Below are 23221 nucleotides of genomic sequence, written 5' to 3'. Positions count from 1 at the left end.
GCGGGCTGTCGAGACGGTCGATTGACAGTTTGGTTTACGGTCGGGACTCTAAGTGTCATCTATCCGTGCGCGAACCGAGGGAGTCGAGCGCATGAGGACCGGACCAAGCCTGTTGTCGGCCGCCGTGGCTTCGCTGCTCGTGGCGGGTCTCGTCGCCGCGTCGCCCGCCCCCGCCGTCGCGGCGTCGTTGACCGAGGTGACCAGCTTCGGCAGCAACCCCGGCGGGATGCGGATGCACGTCTACGCGCCGGACTCGCGGCCGGCGAACCCCGGGGTCGTGGTGGCCATGCACGGCTGCGGCGGCTCGGGTCCCGGGTTCTACTCCGGCAGCGAGTTCGCCTCGCTGGCCGACCGGCACGGGTTCGTCGTGATCTACCCCAGCGCCCAGCAGGAGGCGGGGTTCGGCAAGTGCTTCGACACGTGGTCCGACGCGGCCAAGCGCCGCGGCGGCGGCAGCGACCCGGTGTCGATCGCGTCGATGGTGGCGTACGCGCAGCAGCGCTACGGCGGTGACCCGAACCGGGTGTTCGTCACCGGTTCGTCGTCGGGCGGCATGATGACCAACCACATGCTCGCCCTGTACCCGGACCTGTTCAAGGCGGGCGCGGCGTTCATGGGCGTGCCGTACAACTGCTTCGCCAACGCCGCCGACTACCCGCCCGGCAGCTCCCGGTGCACCGGCAACGGCGGCGCCAACCGCACCCCGCAGCAGTGGGGCGACGCCGTCCGGCAGGCGTACCCCGGCTACACCGGCACGCGACCGCGCGTGCAGCTCTGGCACGGCACCAACGACACCCTCGTGCCGTACGCGCTGCTCCAGGAGTCGATCGAGCAGTGGACCGACGTGTTCGGCCTGAGCCAGACCCCGACGTCCACCGACACGCCGCAGACCAACTGGAACCGCCGCCGCTACGGCGACAAGGTCGAGGCGTACAGCGTCCAGGGCGCCGGGCACAGCCTGCCGTCGTCCGGCATGGCCGCACGGGCCATCGCGTTCTTCGGCCTCGACGGCTCGGGCGACCCGACCACCACCACGACAACCACGACAACCACGACCACCACCACCACCACGACCACCACCACGACGACGACCACCACGACCACGCAGCCGCCCGGCACGTGCCGCGTCACCAGCACCGTGAACGCCTGGAACACGGGCCTGACCGAGACCATCACCATCACCAACACCGGCGCCGCGGCGATCAACGGCTGGTCCCTGGCCTTCACCCTGCCCGGCGGCCAGACCATCACCTCCGGCTGGAGCGCCACCTACTCGCCCACGTCCGGGCAGGTGACCGCGCGCAACGTCGCCTACAACGCCTCGATCCCGCCGAACGCCTCCATCGGCATCGGCTTCCAGGCCACCCACAACGGCAACACCGCCAAGCCCGCGTCCTTCACCCTCAACGGGATGGCTTGCGCCACCGCCTGACGGGAGGGCGGATCTCATCGACATCCGGGTCCGAGCAGCGTTGGTGATCGCGCATTCGATTGTCAAGGCCAGGCGGGGCGAAACATTTTCGCCCCGCTAAACACCAAGCGCGAACATTTAGCGCGGGCTCGCGTTGACTGCCCGAATGGGGCGTGGCTACATTGATCATCGACTTTCACGACCAGCAGGCCGGTCCAGTGCGAGCGCCGCGCAGATTGGACGGTAGTGGGGAAGACCTCCGGTGTGCCCGCGATGGCGGATGTCGCTCGGCTGGCCGGTGTCTCGCACCAGACGGTGTCGCGGGTGCTCAACGGGCACCCGTACGTGCAGGAGCAGACGCGCCTGCGGGTCCGCGCGGCGATCGACGAGTTGGGCTACCGCCCGAACCGGGTGGCCCGCGCGCTGGTGACGGGCCGCTCGCAGCTGATCGGGGTGGTCGCCCAGAACACGACCCTGTGCGGACCCGCCTCGCTGCTGGCGGCGTTCGAGCAGGTGGCGTCGGCGGCCGGGTTCGTGGTGACCACGCACCGGGTGAACGTGCTGGACCGCGAGTCGATCACCAAGGCCCTGGAGCGGCACCGCGACCAGTGGGTGGCGGGCATCGTGGTCATCGCGCCGACGGCCTCGGCCCACGACGCGGTCGACGCCGCCCCTCCCGGCGTGCCGCTGGTGATGGTCGACGGCGACCCCGAGCGCTCGACCCCGCTGGTGACCGTGGACCAGGAGGCGGGCGCCGCGGCGGCGACCCGCCACCTGCTGGAGGCGGGTCACCGCACGGTGTGGCACGTCTCGGGGCCGCCGGACTGGTTCGACAGCGCGGGCCGGATCAAGGGCTGGCGGTCGGCGCTGGAGGCGGCGGGCGCGGAGGTGCCGCCGGTGGTGCCCGCCGACTGGAGCGCCGCGTCCGGGTACCGGGCGGGCCAGGTGCTGGCCCGGATGCCCGACGTGACCGCGATCTTCGCGGCCAACGACCACCTGGCGCTGGGCATCCTGCGGGCGATGGGGGAGCGCGGCAGGCGGGTCCCGGACGACGTGAGCCTGGTCGGGTTCGACGACGTGCCCGAGGCCGCGTACTTCATCCCGCCGCTGACCACCGTCCGGCCGGACTTCGGCGCCGTCGCCCGGGACGCCCTGGACCTGCTGCTGGCGCAGTTCGCCGGCACCGCGCTCGACGACGTCCGGCGCACCGCGAACCCGGCGCTCGTGCCGCGGGACAGCGTCCGGCCGCCACGATAATGCCTCGGCCGCTGGTGCTCCGAAGGTCCACCGCTAAAGTTGGAGATAGCACTTTTAGCTTTGGCGCTAATTGACCGGCTCGGTGCGCCTGGCTAGATTTAGCCGAAGTCGAACTCTCTCCCACGTCGCCGGACAATTCTCTGGGAGCGCTCCCAGTACGCGACCCGGCCGGCTCTGTGTCAGGAGGAACGGTGAAGCACAAGAAGCAGGCCGCGGCCGCGTGCGCCCTTTCGAGCGCGCTCGTGGCGGGGGTCGTGGCCTTGGCGGTGGGCGGCGGCGCGACCGCCCAGGCCGCCGAGTCCGAGTTCTACGTCGACCCGTCCAGCTCCAGCGCGCGCTGGGTCGCCGCCAACCCGGGCGACTCGCGAGCGCAGCTCATCCGCGACCGGATCGCCTCGGTCCCGCAGGCGCGGTGGTTCACCACCACCAACACCTCGTCGGTGCGCTCGGAGGTCAGCTCGTTCGTCGGCGCGGCGGCCTCGGCGGGGAAGATCCCGATCCTGGTGGTCTACAACATCCCCAACCGCGACTGCGGCGGGGCCAGCGGCGGCGGTGCGCCGTCGCACCAGGCGTACCGGGCGTGGGTGGACGAGGTCGCGGCCGGGCTGGCCGGTCGGCCGGCGGCGATCGTGCTCGAACCCGACGTGCTGCCGATCATGAGCAACTGCCAGAGCGCGGACCAGCAGAGCCAGACCAGGGCGTCCATGGCCTACGCGGGCAAGAAGCTCAAGTCCGGCTCCGGGCAGGCCAAGGTCTACTTCGACATCGGCAACTCCGCGTGGCTGAGCCCGTCGGAGGCCGCCAACAGGCTGCGCGCCGCCGACGTCTCCAACAGCGCCGACGGCATCGCCTCGAACGTGTCGAACTACCGCAGCACGTCCGACGAGGTGGCCTACACCAAGAACATCCTCAACGCCCTCGGCGACAGCAGGCTCAAGGCGGTGATCGACACCAGCCGCAACGGCAACGGCCCGCTGGGCTCCGAGTGGTGCGACCCGTCCGGGCGCGCGATCGGCAGGCCCAGCACGACCGGCACGGGCGACTCCCAGATCGCCGCCTTCCTGTGGGTCAAGCTGCCGGGCGAGTCGGACGGCTGCATCGCGCCCGCGGGCCAGTTCGTGCCGCAGCGCGCGTACGACCTGGCACTCGCCGCAGGCCCGACTTCAACCACGACGACGACCACCACCACGACCACGACGGGCAACAACCCCGGCAGCGGCTGCACGGTCACCCACCGCGTGGTCAGCCAGTGGACGGGCGGTTACACCGGCGAGATCGTCATCGGGAACCGGGGACCCGCCATCAACGGCTGGACCCTCGCCTTCTCGGCGCCGGGCGTGACCGTCGTGCAGGGCTGGAACGGGACGTGGACCGACTCGGGAGACGCGGTCCGGGTCACCAACACGTCCTGGAACGGATCGCTCGCCTCCGGTGGCACGACGACCATCGGGTACAACGCGAACTACAACGGGAGCACGCCGCCGTTCAGCGCACCGACGTTGAACGGCACCGCCTGCTCCTGATCCCGTGATCCGGCCCTGACGGCGTTCCCCGCCCGGCCACCGCCTCTACCGGGCGGGGAACCGCCGCTCCGCCCCGTTCGCGCCCGGCCGGACGTGTCCACACCGGGCGCGTCCACATCGGACCGCTCAGGGGTTCGACGCGACCATCAAGGGACACCCCGCGACCTGCGGGCACTTGACCAGCTGCGGGCAGCCGCACGCCAGGGTCGAGTTCAGCGTGTCCAACCAGGCTTGCCGCTCCTCGATCTCGCGCTGGATGCAGGCGCGCCGCCGGGCCGCGATCTCCTGCCACGAGCCGCCGGACTCCTCGGCCTCGTCCAGCAGCGAGGAGATCTCGGTGAGGCTGAACCCGATGTTCTGGCACGTGCGGATCATGGACAGGCGGTCGAGCACGTCGTGCGGGTAGTGCCTCTTCCCGCGAATCTTCGGACCCTCCTCGATCAGGCCCACCCGCTCGTAGTAGCGCAGTGCCGACGACGCGACACCCGATGCCTTGGCCACTTGGTCGATCGGCAGAAGGTCTCCTGTCATGGACTTCCCCCAGGTCGGTCCGCCCGGCAGCCCTGCCGCGCGGATCGGCAGCGTTGATCTGTCGGTGCGAGGTGCATCTTGGACGGCGGGAGTGCGGACCGGAAGTCGGCTTGAACCGCTGATGACCCCTACGGCACGGTAGATGCCCTGTCGAGGATGCCCACGATCCGCCCAACGGCGGGTTCGGGGATCCGAACCCGCTGAGCCGGGTGGCGGCACCGCGTCGACCGGTGGGGCCACGGCGCGCGCGGGCGGTCAGCGCAGGGGCGTGGGACCGCTGCCCGCCGGAGCGCCGAACACCTGGTGGAACAGGTCCGCGGCCTGCTCGGGGGCGCGGGCTTCGAGGACCAGCCCACCCGCCGCCAGGTGGAGGCTGAAGTCGAAGAAGGCGCAGCAGCGCTGCTCCGCCGCGGCCAGCTCCGCCGCCTGCCCCGCCCGCGCGCTCGGCAGCCACCACCGGAGCCCGCCCGCGATGCCCTCGGACCGGGCGCCGGCCAGCAGGTCGCGCCACTGCGCGATCCGCTCGCCCTGCTCGTCGCCGGTCAGGGAGCAGGCGATCGGGGCCCCGGCCGACGGCTGGAGGTCCAGCAGGCGCGCCGAGGGCAGCGGCGTCGGCGCGCGGCGGTCCCGCGACTCGCTCGACCGCCGCGCCGTCCGGCTCGCGTCACTGGTCATGCGTCCACGATAAACCTTGGAGCGGACTCCGAGGCGAGCGCGATGACCCGTTGGGATGAGCCCTTCCGGGCTGTTCAGGCCGCTGGGCGCCCCGGTCGGGAGGCGCCCGGCGGCCGGTGCCGGTCGATGTGGGCGGCTAGTCGATGCGGGCGCTGATGGCCAGCCGGTTGAAGGCGTTGATCACGGCGACCACCCAGACGACCTGCTGGGTGAGCGCCGGGCCGAGCTCGGCGATGGCGGCGTCGAGGACCCCCTCGTCGACGTGCGTGTCGGCGACGAGGGTGACGGACTCGGCCAGGGCGAGGATCGTGCGCTCCCGGTCGGTGAACGCGGTGTGCGTGCGCCACTCGGCGACGTTGTCCACGCGCTCCTGGGTCTCACCCGCGTGCAGTGCCTTCTCGACGTGCGTGCGGACGCAGTAGGTGCAGCCGTTGACCTGCGAGCAGCGGAGCTTGATCAGCTCCACCAGGCCGAGGTCGAGTTCGGCGTCGTCCTCGACGGCCTTGGACAGCGCGCTCATCGCGGCGAAGCCGGGGCCCGCGAACGGGTCGAGCTTGGGCATCGTTCCTCCATCATCGGGAATGGGACGGCGGCGGTGTCGCCCGGGTGGGGGAGGCCGGGTGACACCGCCGCCAAGCGGAGCCGGGTGCGCCGGGGTCAGTCGCTGCCGCGCCGCCCGAGGTCGACCTGCTGGACCGCCTCGCCGGAGGAGCCGCAGCCGCAGTCGTCCCCGCAGCCGCCGGAGGCCGCGGGCCGCGCCAGCGGGATGATCTTCGGCGCGGGCTCCGGGACCTCGACCTCGGCCTTGGAGCCGCAACCGCAGTCGTCGCCGCAGCCGCCGCCACCGGCGGACACCGCCTCGACCACCGGCAGTGCGAACGCGGGCTTCGGCAACGTCGCCGAGTGGGCGACGCGGGCCTTGGTGGGAGCCGTCACGGTTGTCCTCTCCTTCTTGCCGCCGCGCAGCAGGCGGAGGCCGTTGGCGATGATGACCAGGGCGAAGGCTTCGTTGATCAGGACGCCCTGGGTGAGGTTGAACGCGCCGATCAGGGCGGCGACGACGAGGCCCGCGATGACGGTGAGCGACACCGCGACGTTCTGCGCGATGATCCGGTTCGCCCGCCGCGCCAGCCGCACGGTGTAGGGCAGCTTGGTCAGGTCGTCGGACATCAGCGCGACGTCGGCGGTCTCCATGGCCACGTCCGTGCCCGCCGCGCCCATGACCACCGCGACGTTCGACGTGGCGAGGGCGGGCGCGTCGTTGACGCCGTCGCCGACCATGGCGACGGTGCCGTGCTCCGCCCGCAGCGCGGTGATCGCGGCGCTCTTGTCGGCGGGCATCAGCTGCGCGCGGACGCTCTCGATGCCGAGCTGGTCGGCGATCGACCGGGCGACGCGCTCGCGGTCGCCGGTGAGCATCGTGGTGTGGGCGACGCCGAGCGAGCGCAGCTCGGTGATGGCGGCCTTCGCCTCGGGGCGCAGCTCGTCGGCCACGCCCAGCAGGCCGATCAGGGCGCCGTCGGCGGTGACGGCGACCGGGGTGGCGCCCGCCCGCTCGATCTCGGCCAGCGCGGCGGCGGCCGACGGGTCCCGGCTGTAGTCCGCGACGCGGCCGACGGCGATCCGGCGGCCGTCGACGGTCGCCTCCGCCCCCTGGCCCGCCACGATCGTCACGTCGGCCGCGGGCCGGACCTCGACGTCGCGGTCACGGGCGGCGTGGACGATCGCCTCGGCGATCGGGTGGGTCGCGGCGGCCTCGACCGCAGCGGCCAGGCGCAGCAGCTCGCCGTCGTCGTCGCCGTCCAGCGTGTGCACGGCCACCAGCGCGGGCCGCCCGAGGGTGAGGGTGCCGGTCTTGTCGAACGCCACCGCCTTGAGCCGGCCCAGTTCCTCCAGGTACGCGCCGCCCTTGATCAGCACGCCGTCGCGCGCGGCGCGCGCCACCGCGGACACCACGCTCACCGGCACGGACAGCACGAGCGCGCAGGAGCAGGACACGATCAGCACGACCAGCGCCCGGTAGAACGCCTCGGCGAAGGTCAGGTCGAACAGCAGCGGCCCGAGGGCGACCATGAGGACCGCGACGCCGATCATCGCCGGGGTGTAGATCGCGCCGAACCGGTCGGCGAACCGCTGGGCGCGGCCGCGGTTCTGCTGCGCCTCCTCCACCTCGCGGATGACCCTGGCCAGCACGGTGTCCTGGTAGCGCTTGGCGACCTCGACGCGCAGCGCGCCGTCGCCGTTGAGGGTGCCGCCGTAGACGGCCTCGCCGGGCACGACCTCGACCGGCATCGACTCGCCGGTGATGGCGGAGGTGTCGACCCAGGACGCGCCCTGGGTGACCTCGCCGTCGGTGGGCAGCCGGGCGCCGGGGCGCACCAGCACCAGGTCGCCGACCTCCAGCTCCTCGACCGGCACGGTCTCCACGGCGCCGCCGAAGGTGAACCGCTCGGCCCGGCGCGGCGCCAGGTCCATCAGCTTCTGGATGGACTTGCGGGCGCGGTCGGCGACGAACGTCTCCAGGATGATGCCGAGGGAGAAGATCACCACGACGCAGGCGGCCTCGACGAACTTGCCGAGCGGTATCGCGCCGATGACCGCCACGACCAGCAGCACGTTGATCGTGAACCGCTTGTTGCGCAGCATCGTCAGGGCGTTGCGGCCGGGGTAGATGATGCCGAACGCGATCGAGACCATCGCCAGCCCGTTGGCCAGGGCGGACTCCGGCGCGCGCCGGGTGACGATGTCGGCGGCGACCATGAACAGCGCCGCGATGCCCAGCAGGACCATCTCGGGGCGCAGCCACCAGCGCGCCTTCTTCTGCGGTGCTTCGTCCACGACCGCGGGCTTCTCCGGCTCCAGGGTCAGGCCGGAGGCGGCGGCGGTGCGCAGCAGCACGGTGTCGCTGAGCGTCTTGGGGGCTTGGACGGCGAGCACGCCGGACGCGGAGAGCATCCTGACGTCGCGGACGCCCTCGACCCGCCGCAACGGCGTGAGGTCGCTGGCGCACTCGACGCAGCCCGCGAGGACGCGGTACCGCCGCACCTCCAGGCCGTCCTCAGCCGGAGCGTCCGCCCCGCTGGTCGGAGGTTGTGTGGTCACTGCAGGTCACCCGCCTGTTCGCATAGGGAAGACCACCTAGCGGGACAGACGGTATGGGTTGGACCGCACTCCAAGGTCAAGCCCCGTTCCCCGAGCTTGACTTGAAGCCGAGTTCAACTCCGAGACTGGCCGCGCCACCGTGTGAGGAGGAGATCGGTGACTCACGTGATCGCGGAACCCTGCGTCGACTCCGGCGCGTGCGAGCCGGTCTGCCCGGTCGAGGCCACCCACTACGAGGACGACGTGCCCGAGCAGTGGGCGCACTACACCAAGGCCAACGCCGACTTCTTCGCGGAGCTGGGGTCGCCGGGCGGCGCCTCGGAGGTCGGCCGGGTCCCGGCGGACCCGGCCGTGGTCAGGGACCTGCCCCCGCGGGGCGACCCGGCCTGACCCGCCTCACCGGCACCACCCGCAGCCCACCTCGCGACGGCTCCGACGCGCACCCGCAAGACGAGGGGACACCATGACCACCACCGATCCCATGCCGCCCATCCTCGGCGAACTGGCACGCGCGGAGATCAGGGTCCGGCTCGTCGGGAACGACGAGCTGGAGGTCAGCGCGCCGCGCGGCGCGCTCTCGGCCCAGCTGCGCGACCGCATCGTCGCCGACAAGCCCGCGATCATCCGCTGGCTGTCCGGCGCCGCGCGCACCGCGCACGCCCTGTCGCGGGTCGTGCCGGACCCGGCGGCGGCCGACGAGCCGTTCCCGCTGTCCGACCTGCAGACGTCGTTCCTGGTGGGCGCCGCCGAGGGGCTGGAGTACCACGTCCGGCCGCACCAGTACATGGAGTTCGACCTGGTCGACCTGGACGTGCGGCGGTTCACCGACGCGGTGAACCACAACCTCCGCCGGCAGCGGGACAACCTGGTCGTGGTCACCGAGGACATGAGGCTGCGCCGCGTCGCCGACTTCACGCCGCTGGAGCCGGTGGTCCACGACTTCCGCGGCCTGTCCGAGGAGCGGGCGCGGGAGGAGCTGCTGCGCATCCGCGAACGCGTCCGCCGCAGGCAGCTGCCCCTGGACCGGTGGCCGTGGCTGGACGTCCAGATCAGCCTGCACGGCGAGCGCGACGCCCGCGTCCACTACAACAACAACAACTTCTTCAGCGACGGCATGGGCACCAGCCGGTTCCTGGACGCCGTCTTCGGGCGCTACCGGGACCCCTCGCTCGCGCTGCCCGAGCTGGAGGTCAGCTTCCGGGACTGCGTCGTCGCGCTGGCCGGGATCGAGCGGTCGCCCCTGGGGCGGGAGTCGGAGGCGTACTGGCGCGACCGCATCCCGGAGTGGCCCGACGCGCCGTCGATCCCGCTGGCGACCGGGGCCCAGGCCCAGGGGAGGTCCGAGCTCAACCGCCGCGAGCTCGTGCTGCCCGCCGAGCAGTGGACCGCGCTCAAGCGGCGCGCCCGGTCGCACGGCCTGACCGACAGCAACGTCGTGTACGCGGCCTACGCCGAGGTCGTCGCCACCTGGAGCGGCGCCAAGCACTTCCTGCTCAACAACATGGTCACCCACCGGCTGCCGCTGCACCCGCAGATCGGCGAGGTCATGGGCAACTTCGCGTCGCTGTACCCGCTGGAGGTCGACTGGCGGGGGGACGAGCCGTTCGAGGCCAAGGCGCGCAGGCTGCGCGCCCAGGTGCTGCAGGACGTGCAGCACACGCACTGGAGCGGTGTGAAGGTGCTGCAGGCCCTCAACCGGCACCGCCGCACGCCCGGCCGGGCGGCCTGCCCGTTCGTCATCAGCTCCGGCCTGTTCATGGGCAAGTTCGACCGGCCCGCCTACTCGACCCTCGAAACGCCGCAGGTGCTGCTCGACTGCCAGTTCTGGGAGCAGGACGACGGCACGATGTGGATCGCCTGGGACGTCATCGAGTCCATGTTCCCCGACGGGGTGGTCGACGCGATGCTCAGCGCGTTCCACGACCTCGTGGTCGGCCTGGCGCACGACGACTCGTGGTGGCGGCGCACCCGTTTCGACCTCGTCCCCGACAGCGACCTGGCCGCGCGCCGCGCGCTCAACGAAGCGCCGCACCACGTGCCCGGGGGGCTCCTGCACGACGCGCTCGCCGACCGCGCCGCGGACTCGGCGGACCGGGTCGCGGTGCGCACGCCGACGACCGCGCTCACCTATCGCGAGCTGCACCGGCGCAGCGCGCGCGTCGCGGCCTCGCTGCTCGACGCGGGCCTGACCGGGGGCGAACTCGTGCCCGTCGTGCTCGCCAAGGACTGGCGGCAACCCGCCGCCGTGCAGGGCGTGCTGTCGGCCGGCGGCGCCTACGTGCCCATCGACCCGGAGTGGCCCGCCGACCGGATCGAGCACCTGTTCAAGGCCACCGACGCGCGGCACGTCGTGACCTCCGAGGAGCTGCGCGACCGGCTCGCCGGCCTCGGCGACGTGACCGTGCACGTGGTGGACGACGCGGCGGACGGGCGCCCGCCCCGGCAGGCGGTCCGGCGGTCCCCGCTCGACATCGCCTACGTCATCTACACCTCCGGCTCGACCGGCACGCCCAAGGGCGCCGCCCTCGACCACCGGGGACCGCTGAACACGGTCGTGGACATCAACGAGCGCTTCGGCATCGGCGCGGACGACGTCGTCTTCGGCATCTCGTCGCTGTGCTTCGACCTGTCGGTGTACGACGTGTTCGGCGCCGCGGCGGCGGGCGCGACCCTCGTCCTGCCCGACCCGTCGGAATCGCACGACCCCCGCGCCTGGGTGTCCACCGTCCGGGCGACCGGTGTCACGGTCTGGAACTCCGTCCCGGCGCTGATGCAGCTCGCCGTCGAGGAGGCCGAGGCGACCGGCCTGGACCTGCCGTCGCTGCGGGTCGTGCTGCTCAGCGGCGACTGGATCCCCGTCGACCTGCCCGACCGCGTCCGCCGCGTCGCGCCCAACGCCCGGGTGATCAGCCTGGGCGGCGCGACGGAAGCCTCGATCTGGTCGATCCACCACCCCGTGGACGAGGTCGACCCGGCCTGGACCAGCATCCCGTACGGCAAGCCCCTGGGCGGGCAGACCTGGCACGTGCTGGACGAGGGCGGCGCGGACGCGCCGACGTGGGTGCCCGGCCACCTGCACATCGGCGGCGTCGGCGTGGCCGTCGGCTACTTCAACGACGAGGAGCGCACCGACGCCGCGTTCGTCACCCACCCGAGGACCGGTGAACGGCTCTACCGGACCGGCGACCTCGGCCGGTACCTGCCCGACGGCACGATCGAATTCCTCGGCCGCGCCGACTTCCAGGTCAAGGTCCAGGGCTTCCGCGTCGAGCCGGGCGAGATCGAGCACGTCCTCGCGCAGCACCCGGCGGTGTCCCGCGCGCTGGTCACCGTCCGCGACACCCCCGCGGGCCGCCGGCTCGTCGGCTTCGCGGCCGCGACCGGGGTCGACGGGCAGGAGGTGCGCGAGTTCCTGGCCGACCGGCTGCCCCGGTACATGGTGCCCGCGCACGTGACCGTGCTCGACCGGCTGCCGCTGACCTCCAACGGCAAGGTCGACCGGCGCGCCCTCGACGGGCTCGGCCCCGCCGACGGCGAGCCCGCCCGGGAGTTCGTCGCGCCGCGCACCGACCTCGAAGCCGAGGTGGCCGCCATCTGGGCCGCCGTGCTGGAGGTGCCGCGGGTCGGGGTGTTCGACGACTTCTTCGACCTCGGCGGCCAGTCCTTCGCCGGCCTCCGCGTGATCAGCAGGCTCTCCCGGCAGCTCGGCAAGCGCCTGTCGCTGGGCGCGCTGCTCTCCGGGCGCACCGTCGCCGCGCTGTGCGAGCACCTGAACCAGGCGTGGTCGGCGCTCGTGCCGCTGCGCGAGAACCCCGGCGCGCCACGCGTCTTCCTCGTGCACCCGGCGGGCGGCAGCGTCCTGGCCTACCGGCCGCTGGCCGACCTGGTGGACGCCGACTGGCACGCCCTGCAGGCCCCCGGCCCCGACTCCGGCCAGGAGGTGCCCGCCGAGGTCGAGGACTTCGCCGCCCGCTACGTCGAGGAGATCCGCCGCGTGCAGCCGCACGGGCCCTACGTGCTCGGCGGCTGGTCGTCCGGGGCGGTCATCGCGGCACAGGTGGCGCACGAGCTGGAACGGGCCGGCGACCGGGTGACCCGGCTGTTCGTGTTCGACTCGCCCGCGCCGATGCCCGCGCCCGAGGTGGACCCGGTGTCGATGCTGCTGTGGTTCCTGGAAGACCTCGACCTCGGCTTCCGGGCCGACGACGCCACGGCGGACGAGCGCGCCGCCCTGCTCGCCGCCGCCGAGCACGACCGCCTGCGCGCGGGGCTGCGGGTGCTCGAACGCCGCACCGGCCGCGCGGTCGCGGTCGACGAGGCGCACCTGCGCGACACCTACGCGGTGTTCAGCGGCGTCGTGCGCGCCTGCCGCCGCCACCGGCCCGCCGTCATCGGCGCCGACGTGCTGGTCGTCCGAGCCGCCGACGGCGTCGTGAGCGAGTTCGCCGACCACCCGCACGCCGAGGACCCCGACTGGGGCTGGCACACCCTCACCACGGGCGCCGCGACCGGGATCGCCCTGCCGGGCACCCACTACACGCTGCTCACCGACCGGCACGTCACCCCCGTCGCGGCCGCGGTGCGCGACCACCTCGAACGAGTGCTGGAGGCACGATCGTGAGTCGCGACTTCCCCCTGCTGGTCGACGTGCTGCGCGCCCACGCCGTCGACCGGGCCGACGAGACGGCCCTGGTGATCCTGGCGGACGGCGAGACCGAGCACGCCCGGTTCACCTACGCCGAGCTGGACGCCCGCGCCCGCGGGCTGGCCGCCCGGATGCAGCACGCGGGCCTGGTCGGCCAACGGGTGATCATCCTGCTGCCCACGGGTGTCGAGTACGTCGTCAGCGTCCTGGCCTGCCTCTACGCCGGCGCGGTGCCCGTGCCGCTCAACCCGCCGACCAAGAGCGGCCACCGCGACCGCGTCGACCACGTCGTGGAGGACTGCCGACCGGCGCTGGCGATCGTCGCCTCGACCGACGGCCCGATGGCCCACCTGCCGGAGCGGCACGGCTGCGCCCTCTGGTCGGCCGCCGACCTCGCCGACCACGCCGACCTGCCCTGGACCCCGCCCGCGACCGGCCCCGACGACGTCGCCTACCTGCAGTACACCTCCGGGTCCACCAGCCGCCCCCGCGGGGTGGTGGTGACCCACGACAACATCGTCTACCAACCCGCGCTGTTCAGCACCGGCCTCGGCATGGACTCCCGGGACGTCGTGGTGACGTGGCTGCCGCTGTTCCACGACTTCGGCCTGATCGCCGGGCTGTTCATGCCGCTCGTGCTCGGCGCCACGACCGTGATGATCCCGCCGCCGGTGTTCGTGCAGCGGCCCCTGCGCTGGCTCGACGCCGTCAGCAGGTACCGGGCCACGGTGTCGTTCAGCCCGAACTTCCCCCTGGACCTGTGCTGCGAGCGCATCACCGAGGAGGAGAAGGCGACGCTGGACCTGGGCAGCTGGCGGGTGCTCGCGCTCGGTGCCGAACCGATCCGCGCCGACACCCTCGACCGGTTCGCCGAGGCGTTCGCCCCCTGCGGGTTCCGGCCGGACGCGTTCCGCACCGCCTACGGCATGGCCGAGTCGACGCTCGCCGTCGCCACCCACCCGCCGCGCAACGGGGTGCGGGTGGTGGAGGTCGACGTCGAGGGCTACGCGCACGGCCGGGTCGACGTCGTGCCCGCCGGGAGCCCCGGACCGCGCCGGCAACGCCTGCTCAGCAACGGGCCCGCCCTCGGCGACACCACGATCACCGTCGTCGACCCCGAGACCCGCCGACCCGTCCCCGAGGGGCGCGAGGGGGAGATCTGGTTGAAGGGCCGCACGGTCGCGGCCGGCTACTGGGACCGCCCGGACGACACCGCCCGGGCGTTCGACGCCCACCTGGCCGACGGCAGCGGCCCGTACCTGCGCAGCGGCGACCTCGGCGCGCTCATCGACGGTGACCTGTACATCACCAGCCGCCTCAAGGACCTGATCATCATCCGCGGCCGCAACCACCACCCGCAGGACGTCGAGCTGACGATGACCGACGCCCACCCCGCGCTCAACCGCGGCCTCGGGGTGGCCTTCTCCGTCGACGTCGACGGTGAGGAGCGCCTGGTCGTCGTCCAGGAGCTCAAGCGCGCCGAACGCGGCAAGCACGACCTCGCCGCGGTCGCGCGCCGGGTCCGCGGCGCGGTCGCCGAGGAGCACGACGTGGCCATCGACACCGTCGTGCTCATCCGGCCGGGCTCCCTGCCCGTCACCACCAGCGGCAAGGTCCGCAGGCAGTTCACCAAGCAGGCGTACCTGCGGGGTGAGCTGAAGGTCGAGCACGCCTCCGGCCCGGTGGCCGCCGACCCGCCCGTCGCGGACCGCGGCACGGCGTCCGTGGTCGAGTGGCTGCGCGCCCGCGTCGCGGCCAGGACCGGGCTCCCGCCCGCCGACGTCCCGGTCGACGCGACCTTCGGCGGCCTGGGGCTGGACTCGGCGCAGGCGCTCGGCCTCACCGGCGAGCTGGCCGCGTGGCTCGGCCGCCCGGTCGACCCCGCGACCTTCTACGGCAACCCCACGATCGCCCGCCTGGCCGCCGCCCTCACCCCCGCGACGCCGAGCGCGGCCGAGCCCGTCGCGTCGACCGGGACCGCCGCGTCGGCCGAGCCGGTCGCCGTGGTCGGCATGGCGTGCGCCTTCCCCGGCGCGGACTCGGTCGGCGACTACTGGTCGCTGCTGGTCGAGGGGCGCACCGCGGTGGCCGAGGCGCCGGCGGACCGCTGGCCGACCGACTCGTGGTACCGCGAGGGCCCGCCGATCCCGGGGCACAGCACCACCAAGTGGGGCGGCTTCCTGCCCGACGTCGCCGGGTTCGACGCGCGGTTCTTCGGCGTCTCCGCCGAGGAGGCCGCGGCGATGGACCCCCAGCAGCGCCTGCTGCTCACCACCGCGTGGCGCGCGCTGGAGGACGCCGGCGTGCCGGCCGACGAGGTCGCGGGCGCCGCCGTCGGCGTCTTCGTCGGCATCAGCACCACCGACTACGGCCGGCTCATGGTCCGCGACCAGGTCGAGCCCGGCGCCTACACCGGCACCGGCACGTCGCCGAGCGTCGCGGCCGGCCGCGTCTCCTACTTCCTCGACCTCACCGGCCCGAGCACGTCGATCGACACCGCCTGCTCCTCCTCGCTGGTGGCGGTGCACAACGCCTGCGAGAGCCTGCGGCGGGGCGAGTGCGACACCGCGATCGTCGGCGGCGTCAACCTGCTGCTGGATCCCGACCTGGTGGTGGCGTTCTCCCAGGCCGGGATGATGTCCCCGACCGGCAGCTGCAAGACCTTCGACGCCGCGGCCGACGGGTACGTGCGCGGCGAGGGCTGCGGCGTGGTCGTGCTCAAGCGCCAGGCGGACGCCGAACGCGACCAGGACCGGGTCCGGGCGCTGGTCGTCGGCTCGGCGGTCAACCAGGACGGCCGCAGCAACACCCTCACCGCGCCCAACGCCCTGGCGCAGCGGGCGGTCATGCGGCGGGCGCTGGCCGGTTCCGGCCTGGCGCCCGGCGACGTCGGCTACCTCGAAGCGCACGGCACCGGCACGAGCCTGGGCGACCCCGTCGAGATGGCCGGCATCACCGCGGTCTACGGCGAGCCGGGGGCGGGTGACCCGCTGTGGGTCGGGTCGGCCAAGACCAACCTGGGCCACCTGGAAGCCGCCGCCGGCGTCGCCGGGCTGATCAAGGCGGTCCTGGCCGTCGAGCACGGGATCGTCCCGCCGCACCTGAACTTCGACCGGCTCAACCCGCACATCACGCTGGACGGCACCCGCTGCGCCATCCCGACCGCACCGCAGCCGTGGTCGGACGAGGCGGGCCCCAGGGTCGCCGCCGTCAGCTCGTTCGGGTTCAGCGGCACCAACGCGCACGTGATCGTCCGGCAGGCGCCACAGCCACCCCGCCCGGCCGACGGCGACGACGCGGAGACCTGGCAGGTCCTGCCGCTGTCCGCCAAGGGCGAACGGGCGCTCGCCGACCTGACCGACGCCGTGGTCGACGCCCTCGACGGCGGCGACCTGGCCGCCCTGTGCCGCGCCGCCCACCGCCGGACCCGCTTCCCCCACCGGACCACCGTCGTCGCGCGCACGGCGGCCGAGGCCGCCGAGGCGCTGCGCGAGCACCGGTCGGGCACGCCGTCCGCCTACGTCCTGACCGGCGTCGCCCCGGACACCGGGCCGGGGCCGCTGGCGTGGGCGTTCCCCGGCCAGGGGTTCGCGCGCACCGGCATGGCCCGGCCGCTGCACCGGCGGCACGAGGTGTTCCGCGACGCCCTCGCCGAGGTCGACGCGCTCGTGCGCACCGAGCTGGGCGCCTCCCTGCTGCCCACGCTCGCCGGCGAGCCCGGCGAGCTGGTCGACCTGGCGCGGACCCGCTACGGCCAACCGGCGATGTTCGCCACCCAGTACGCCATCGCCAGGCAGTGGCAGGCGTTCGGCGTCGAGCCCGACCACCTCATCGGCCACAGCCTGGGCGAGTTCACCGCCGCGGTGATCTCCGGCGTGCTCACCCTGGAGGACGCCGTCGGCCTCGTGCTGGTGCGCGCCCGGCTCATGCAGGACACCCCGCCCGGCGCGATGTACGCCGTGCGCACCCCGCACGCCGAGGAACTGCTGGGCGAGCTGGCGACCGGCGCCGTCGCCGTCGCGGCGTTCAACGGACCGGAGGACTTCACGGTCTCCGGTCCCGAGGGCGCGGCCGAGGAGTTCGCGGCGCGGTGGGTCGGCCGGGGCGCCAAGGTGACCCGGCTCGGCGTCGACCGCGCGTTCCACTCACCCCTCATGGACCCCGTGGCCGACGCCTTCGCCGAGCACGCCCGGCACGTCCGCCACCACGAGGGCCGCATCCCGATCGTCTCCACGCTGACCGGCGACGTGCTGCCCACCTCGTCGCTGACCGCGGCGCACTGGGCGGACCAGCTGCGCCGCCCCGTCCGGTTCGCCGACGGGCTGCGCACGCTCGCCGGGCTCGGTGTCCGGCACTTCGCCGAGATGAGCCCGGAGCCGGTGCTGTCCCCGCTCGGTGCGCGCGCCGTGCCCGACGCGACCTGGTTGACCAGCGGCCACCGCCAGGACGACGACGACCGGCGGCTGCTGCTGTCCCTGGCGGGCTGGCACAGCGCCGGCGGCGCCCTCACGCGCCGCCTCGCCGCCGGCCGGGTGGACCCCGCCGCGCTGCCGGGCCACCCGCTGCGCGCGGACCGCCACTGGTACGCGCCCGGCACGACCCGGCGGCGGCCCGCGACCGGTCACCCCCTGCTCGGCCGCCGGGTCGACATCGCCGGGGCGCCGAGCGAGTGGTTCGAGTCCGAGCTGGGCGGGACCCGGCCGTGGTTCGCCGACCAGCACCGGATCGGGGGAGCGGCCCTGCTGCCCGGCGCCGCGGTGGTCGAGTGGATCACCGCCGCGGCCGGGGCGGTGCTCGGCGGCGACGCCTGGACCCTCGACGACGTCCGCTTCACCGGCGCGGTGGCCCTGCGACCCGGCCGGACGACCGCCGTGCAGGCGGTCGTGGACCCGGTCGGGGGAGCGGTCGACTGCTACGCCCGCGACGACGGCGAGCGCCGCTGGACACCGAGGGCGAGCGCGGGCGCGACCCGCCGGGGCGTGGCCGCCGCCGAGCCCGGCCGACCCGCGGAGGAGCTGACGTGGGAGCTGGTGCGGCAGGACGTCGACACCCTGTACGCCCGCTTCGCCGCCGCCGGGATGGCGTACGGGCCCGCGTTCCGCGGCGTCCGGCAGCTGTGGCTGGGGCGCGGTGAGGCGGTGGGGCGGATCAGCGTCGACGTCCGCGACCCGGAGGACGCGCGGTACGCGCTGCACCCGGTCGTGCTCGACGCCTGCCTGCACGTCGCCGCGGCCTTCATCCCCGACCTGCCCACCGCTCTCGTGCCGGTCGCGGTCGAGCAGGTGGTGGTGCGCGCCGAGCTGCCCGGTGACGTGTGGTCCCACGCCAGGTCGCGCGGTGAGCGGGACTCCGGCGAGCACGTGGTCGACGTGCGGCTGACCTCCACCACCGGCGAAGTGCTGGTCGAGCTGCACGGCCTGGTCCTGCGCCCCACGGGCGCCGCGGCCGCGGTCCCGCTGCTCCAGTACACAGTGGACTGGGAGCCGGTGGACGCGGTCCTCCCCGCCCCCGCCGGTCACTGGCTGGTCGTCGGCCCCGACGAGGTCACCGCGGAGGACTGGCGGGAACGCCTGCGCGCCAAGGGGATCACCGCGACCGGCTACTCGGGACGCGGCGCACCCGACGACGTCACCGGAGTCCTGGTCGTCGGGGCGACGCCGCGGAACGACGACCTGGCGGGGTTCGAGGAATCGGCCCGCGCCGCCGTGCTCCCCCTGCGGCAGCTCCTGCCCGAACTGGCCGCCCGGCGCCCGACGGTCGTGCTGTGCACGGAGGGCGCTGCCGGTGATCCGCCGCGCGTGGCGCGTGCCGCGCTCGCCGGCCTCGCCGCCGCCCTGACCGCCGAGCACCCGGACCTGCCGGTCGTCCACCTCGACCACGACGGGACGGCCGAACCGGCGGACGTCGTCGGCCGGGCGACCGGGCTCGGCGGGTCGGGCAGGCTCGTGCTGCGCGACGGGCGGTGGCGGCGAGCCCGGCTGCGGGCCGCCGAACCGGACGGCGGCGACGTCGGGCTGCGGGCGGACGGCACGTACCTGATCACCGGCGGGTGGGGCGCGCTGGGCCGCGTCACCGCTCGGCGGCTGGTCGAGCTCGGCGCCCGGCACATCGCCCTCGTCGGCAGGCGCCGACCCGAGCCGGACCCCGACTGGGTCGTGGAGCTGCGCGAGCGGGCCACGGTCGTGCTGCTGACCGCCGACGTCGCCGAGGAGGGCGACCTGCACGACGTGCTGGCCCGGATCTCCGGGACCATGCCCCCGCTGCGCGGCGTCGTCCACGCCGCTGGCGTCACCGACGACGGCGCGTTCACCGACCTCGACTGGTCCCGGTTCGAGCACGTCCTGGCCGCCAAGGCGCGCGGCGCGTGGAACCTGCACCGCCTCACCAGGGGCGCGCGGCTCGACCTGTTCGTGCTGTTCTCGTCGTTCGCCTCGCTCGTCGGCTCCGCCGGCCAGGCGAACTACGTGCTGGCCAACGCCTTCCTGGACGCCCTGGCGGACGTGCGGCGGGCCGAGGGGGCGCCCGGCGTCAGCGTCAACTGGGGGCCGTGGTCGGACGGCGGCCTCGCGTCCCGGGGCGGGCTGCCCGCCAAGCTCGCCCGCGGCGGCCTGCACGGCATCGGCGACGACGAGGGCGCGTCCGCGCTGTCGGCGGCGCTCGCCGGCCACCACGGCCGGCTCGGCCTCGCCAAGGTCGACTGGGACCGCTACCTCGCCGTCAACGGCGGAGCGGCCGACAACACGCTGCTCGCCGACCTCGCCACCCGGCGGGCCGCGCCGGTGGAGCCGGACCTCGGCGAGCTGGTCCTCACCGACCCCGAGGGCGCGGAGGCCGCGGTGACCGCCGTGCTGCTGCGGGAGGCGTCCGTGCTGCTGGGGCTGAGCGCCGTCGACCGGGAGGAGCTGCGCGCGCGGTTCGCCGACACCCGGCTGACCAACCTCGGCCTGGACTCGCTGATGGGGGTGCGCCTGCGGGACCGGCTGCTCACCGGCCTGTCGGTCGCCCTCCCCGGCGAGGCGCTGTTCGACGGCAGCACGGTCCGGGACGTCGTCCGGGACCTGTGCGAGCAGCTCGCGCTCAAGGCCGTCGTGCGGGAGGAGGACGTGCCCGACTCCGACGACCTGGAGGTGGTCCGGCTGTGACCGGTCAGTGGCAGCAGGTGTCCACGAGCGAGTCGGCCGCGGCGGGCGGCGGCTCCGCGCCCCGGGCCTCGGCCGTCGACCGGTTCGGCCCGTACATGATCACCAGCACGCCGACCAGGCAGATGCCGACGCCGACCAGGTCCCAGCGGTCCGGGCGGAACTTGTCCACCACCACGCCCCAGATCAGCGCGCCGAGGATGAACACGCCACCGTAGGCGGCCAGGACGCGGCCGAAGTTCGGGTCCGGTTGCAGCGCGGCCGTGAAGCCGTACAAGCCGAGGACGACCACCCCGCCCGCCAACCACAGCAGGCCGCGGTGCTCCCGCAGACCCTGCCAGATCAGCCACGTGCCGCCGATCTCGGCGAGCGCGGCCAGCGCGAACAGGATCACGGACTTGAGGGGCATGCGGCCATGATAGGTCACGTCCAGTCACAGCCGGGCACTCCCCGTGTTCGGAATGCCGTTGAGCGTTATCGGACCGGATAGCGGTCAATTATTCCGGAAATGGCGTGAATCGAATCCGGCGCTTTCCCGCGATTTTCAGCGACCACACCGCGGAGTAGGATAGGGCACATGGAATCTGGGCAGATGACGGTTGCGGGCTTATCCCGGCGCACCGGGGTTCCGAGTGACAGCATCCGGTACTACGAACGCGTCGGGCTCCTGCCGGAACCGCCGCGCACCGAGGCCGGTTACCGGCGGTACGGCGACGACGCCGTCGACCGGCTCCACTTCATCCAGGGCGCGCAGCGCCTGGGGCTGCGGCTGCGCGAGATCAACGACCTGCTGTCGATCCGCGACACGGGCACGTGCCCCTGCGGCGACGCGGCGGTGCTGCTGCGGGAGCGCATGGAGGAGATCGACAACGAGATGAAGCGCTTGGCGGCGCTGAAGTCCGAGCTCTCGGCGATGGTCGGCCAACTGCCCAGCGCGGACTGCCCGAACCCCGAGCCCGGCGTGTGGCGGCCCCCGGTCCCGGTCGCCGGCTGACCCGCCCGCGCGACGGGGCGCCCCGGCCGGGGCGCCCCGTCGCGGGATCAGTCCGAGCGCCGGCGCGGACCGCCGCGCGAGCCCGTGACCGCCGGGTGAAGTACGAGATCGGGATCACCGCCAGGGTGACGCCCAGCCCGACGACGATCACCTCGACCCCCCACTGCAGGCCGCCGAAGACGAGCAGCGCGGCGTTGAACAGGAAGAGGCACACGGCCACCCCGGCGAACGCCCTGCCGAGGCGGAAGCCGCCGTCGTCGTCGCGCCGGTAGCGGCGCAGCGTGAGGTAGGCGATCGGCAGCAGGACGAACACCACCAGGTAGCCGAACGTCGCCGCGGCCACCACGCTGACGACCTCGGTGCCGAACACCACCAGCATGATCATGATGACGGCGGCGTCGCCCATGATCGAGCCGACCGGCGCGCCCCGCTTGTTCATCTTGCCGAACAGCTTCGGCAGGTGCCCGTCCTGCGCCATCTGGTGGATCGTCCGCGACGAGCCGATGATGAAGATCTCCGCGCCCAGCACGAGGACCGCGGCCAGGCCGAGCCCGACGACGTACTCGCCCGCCGGGCCGAAGGTGATCCCGCCGATCTCGGCGAAGACCGTGAACGGGTCGCGCTGCAGGCCCTCCACGCCCACGACGCCGAACATCGAGACCGGCACCAGCGTGAACGCGACGATCGCGATGCCCGCCGAGATCGACATGACCCGCTTCATGTACTTCTCCGGGCGCTTGATCTCCGCGCACACCGTCGAGGCCATCTCGGCCGCATAGGCCGCCCACGTCGCGATGAACGTCCACTTCAGGATGATCCCGACCACGCCCCAGCCGCCGGTCGGCGCGTCCTCGGGCAGCTGCGTCGGCAGAACCCTTGCGACGTCGAAGGAATCCGGGTGGAACACCGGCGTCAGGACCACGACCAGCACGACGCCGAGCGCCACCACGGCCAGCGCCGCGTTGACCATCGTGGACAGCCGCAACCCGAGCGCGGTGACGAAGTACAGGGCGATGCCGATGAGCACCGCCAGCAGGATCACGTTGCCGCTGGGCCAGAACAGCGACTTGAGGTACGTCGCGGCCAGGATCAGGTTGACCGCGATGCCCGGGGTCCAGGCGAACCAGTACGCCCAGGACGACAGCGCGCCCAGCGTCGGCGACCCCTTGCTGGTGGCGCGGTACGCGAACTGCGCCGTGCCGCCCGCGCGCCCGGTGAAGCGCGACGCCAGCTCGGCGATCAGCAGGCACTGCAGCGCGCCGACGACCGCGGTGGCGATCCAGACCCAGATGGACGCGTTGCCGATCTCCGCCGCCATCTCCGCCATCGACACGGCGATCATGAGCGACGCGCCGACCGCGACCAGGATGGACGTCCACCAGGACGCGGTCACGGGGAGCAGGCTGCGGCCGGGGAACACGTCGTCGTCGCCGGCCCCGCCCCTCGGTCGACCAGCGGTCGTGCTGCCTGCTAACGAACCTTCGTGCGTTCGGGACACGGGACCTCCTCGTGCGCGGCGCGACAAATCGGGCCGGTTGACGGCCATGAGGACCCCGGATGTCCCACGAGTGCGATTCGCCACCCGCCGCCGAGGACGCCGTGGGCGTCCACAGTGGCCGGAACCCGCGACTGGTTCCGTTGGCGCAGCGAACGTAGGGCGTGCCACACGCTCGCCGCAATGTTGTGGCACAGGACTCACCGGTTCGGCCGCACCTGTGATGAGTTCGTAGCGAAAGAGCGCCGATCGTTATCCGGCGTTGCTCCAACAGGGTGACACCGGCGGGTCGGGGGCACGGCGGTGCGCGGGGGTTGACTTGAAGCCGGGTTCAACTACGAGACTACGACCAGCAATCGACCCCGGATCACCACGAAGCGCACCAACCGGGTTCCCCGTCGCGACCGGGGGCCCGTCACAGCCTCAGGTGGACGTTCGGCGGACCACCG

Annotated in this window: 10 protein-coding genes and 3 pseudogenes; 7 read left to right on the top strand and 6 right to left on the bottom strand. The window is 73.5% G+C overall.

Going from position 1 to position 23221, the window contains the following annotated elements; all coding sequences use genetic code 11:
* Window positions 1-91 precede the first annotated feature (91 nt).
* The 3 genes from AB0F89_RS32040 (at window position 92) to AB0F89_RS32030 (ending at window position 4191) form a co-directional block, all read left to right on the top strand.
* Entirely contained in the window at window positions 92-1432 is a 1341-nt protein-coding gene (locus AB0F89_RS32040) for a PHB depolymerase family esterase (protein WP_367129384.1), read from the top strand.
* Window positions 1433-1684: 252 nt separating this feature from the next.
* Complete coding sequence (locus tag AB0F89_RS32035) at window positions 1685-2668, top strand: LacI family DNA-binding transcriptional regulator (protein ID WP_367129383.1); 984 nt, start codon at window positions 1685-1687, stop codon at window positions 2666-2668.
* 191 nt (window positions 2669-2859) lie between these two features.
* On the top strand, window positions 2860-4191 hold the full coding sequence (locus tag AB0F89_RS32030; protein WP_367129382.1) for a glycoside hydrolase family 6 protein: 1332 nt from the start codon (window positions 2860-2862) through the stop codon (window positions 4189-4191).
* A 126-nt stretch (window positions 4192-4317) separates the two neighbouring features.
* On the opposite strand, the gene AB0F89_RS32025 is transcribed toward AB0F89_RS32030, so the two are convergent.
* The 4 genes from AB0F89_RS32025 to AB0F89_RS32010 form a co-directional block, all read right to left on the bottom strand.
* The gene (locus AB0F89_RS32025; protein WP_367129381.1) at window positions 4318-4722 is read right to left on the bottom strand and encodes a MerR family transcriptional regulator; all 405 of its coding nucleotides are present in this window, start codon (window positions 4720-4722) and stop codon (window positions 4318-4320) included.
* A 255-nt stretch (window positions 4723-4977) separates the two neighbouring features.
* A complete protein-coding gene (locus tag AB0F89_RS32020; RefSeq protein WP_367129380.1) occupies window positions 4978-5397 on the bottom strand; it encodes a hypothetical protein in 420 nt (139 codons plus the stop codon).
* Between the two features lie 136 nt (window positions 5398-5533).
* A complete protein-coding gene (locus tag AB0F89_RS32015) occupies window positions 5534-5959 on the bottom strand; it encodes a carboxymuconolactone decarboxylase family protein (protein ID WP_367129379.1) in 426 nt (141 codons plus the stop codon).
* 95 nt (window positions 5960-6054) lie between these two features.
* Window positions 6055-8499 carry a heavy metal translocating P-type ATPase gene (locus tag AB0F89_RS32010; protein ID WP_367129378.1) on the bottom strand — a complete coding sequence of 815 codons (2445 nt, stop codon included), beginning with the start codon at window positions 8497-8499 and terminating at the stop codon, window positions 6055-6057.
* Between the two features lie 180 nt (window positions 8500-8679).
* Between AB0F89_RS32010 and AB0F89_RS32005 the strand changes: the two are divergent.
* The 3 genes and pseudogenes from AB0F89_RS32005 to AB0F89_RS31995 all read left to right on the top strand — a co-directional run.
* Window positions 8680-8889, top strand: a pseudogene (locus AB0F89_RS32005) (ferredoxin); the annotation flags it as partial.
* Between the two features lie 73 nt (window positions 8890-8962).
* On the top strand, window positions 8963-13120 hold the full coding sequence (locus tag AB0F89_RS32000) for an amino acid adenylation domain-containing protein (RefSeq protein WP_367129377.1): 4158 nt from the start codon (window positions 8963-8965) through the stop codon (window positions 13118-13120).
* The gene (locus AB0F89_RS31995) at window positions 13117-20286 is read left to right on the top strand and encodes an SDR family NAD(P)-dependent oxidoreductase (RefSeq protein ID WP_367129376.1); all 7170 of its coding nucleotides are present in this window, start codon (window positions 13117-13119) and stop codon (window positions 20284-20286) included. Before AB0F89_RS32000 ends, AB0F89_RS31995 begins: the two co-directional genes overlap by 4 nt.
* An 85-nt stretch (window positions 20287-20371) precedes the next feature.
* On the opposite strand, the pseudogene AB0F89_RS31990 reads toward AB0F89_RS31995, so the two are convergent.
* Window positions 20372-20692 (bottom strand): annotated as a pseudogene (locus AB0F89_RS31990) (YnfA family protein); the annotation flags it as partial.
* Window positions 20693-20860: 168 nt separating this feature from the next.
* Between AB0F89_RS31990 and AB0F89_RS31985 the strand changes: the two are divergent.
* Window positions 20861-21136 (top strand): annotated as a pseudogene (locus AB0F89_RS31985) (MerR family transcriptional regulator); the annotation flags it as partial.
* Here AB0F89_RS31985 and AB0F89_RS31980 read toward each other — a convergent pair.
* A complete protein-coding gene (locus tag AB0F89_RS31980) occupies window positions 21063-22823 on the bottom strand; it encodes an APC family permease (protein WP_367129375.1) in 1761 nt (586 codons plus the stop codon). The pseudogene AB0F89_RS31985 and the gene AB0F89_RS31980 sit on opposite strands and share 74 nt — an antisense overlap.
* Between the last annotated feature and the right edge of the window lie 398 nt (window positions 22824-23221).

The organism is Saccharothrix sp. HUAS TT1 (assembly GCF_040744945.1).
In the GTDB taxonomy this organism is placed as follows: Bacteria; Actinomycetota; Actinomycetes; order Mycobacteriales; family Pseudonocardiaceae; genus Actinosynnema.
This window is presented reverse-complemented; position numbering and strand designations above follow the sequence as displayed.